The organism is Vibrio ordalii ATCC 33509 (assembly GCA_000257205.1).
Classification (GTDB): Bacteria; Pseudomonadota; Gammaproteobacteria; order Enterobacterales; family Vibrionaceae; genus Vibrio; species Vibrio ordalii.
Window position 1 is genome coordinate 1 of the sequence record AEZC01000004.1, and the last position, 659, is coordinate 659.

Here is a 659-nt window from a genome sequence, read left to right on the forward strand (position 1 = left end):
GGATATTCCTCTCGTGCATGATTTACCCGGTGTCGGGCAGAATCTTCAAGATCATTTAGAGATGTACCTGCAATATTCTTGTACACAACCCGTCTCCCTTTATCCTTCACTGCAATGGTGGAATCAACCCAAAATTGGAGCAGAATGGTTATTGAAAGGAACCGGAATTGGCGCTAGTAACCATTTTGAAGCTGGCGGCTTTATTCGTACTAGGGATTCATTTGCATGGCCCAATATCCAGTTTCATTTTTTACCGGTGGCCATTAATTACAACGGTAGTAACGCCGTTAAAGAGCACGGTTTCCAAGCGCATGTCGGCTCAATGCGATCCCCAAGTCGCGGCCGGATCGAACTGCTATCTCGAGATCCTCGTCAACATCCAAGTATTTTGTTTAATTACATGTCCACAGAACAAGATTGGCAAGAATTTCGTGATGCGATTCGTATTACTCGTGAAATCATCAACCAGCCCGCGCTCGATAAATACCGAGGCCGAGAATTGAGTCCGGGGATCAATTACCAGAGTGATGCAGAGTAAGCGCATCATAAACACCGCATTCTAATCAACCTCAGTCCGCCATAAGATCAAATCTCCAACCTCAAGGAGATCTGAAATGGCAAAACGACGCACCAACCAAGAATGGCAAACCTTGTTTGAA

1 protein-coding gene is annotated in these 659 nt (G+C 45.4%); it reads left to right on the forward strand.

Annotated elements, in window-relative coordinates:
* A partial coding sequence (locus VOR_RS16450; RefSeq protein WP_010316908.1) for a GMC oxidoreductase occupies positions 1-538 on the forward strand: 538 nt, incomplete at its 5' end.
* Between the last annotated feature and the right edge of the window lie 121 nt (positions 539-659).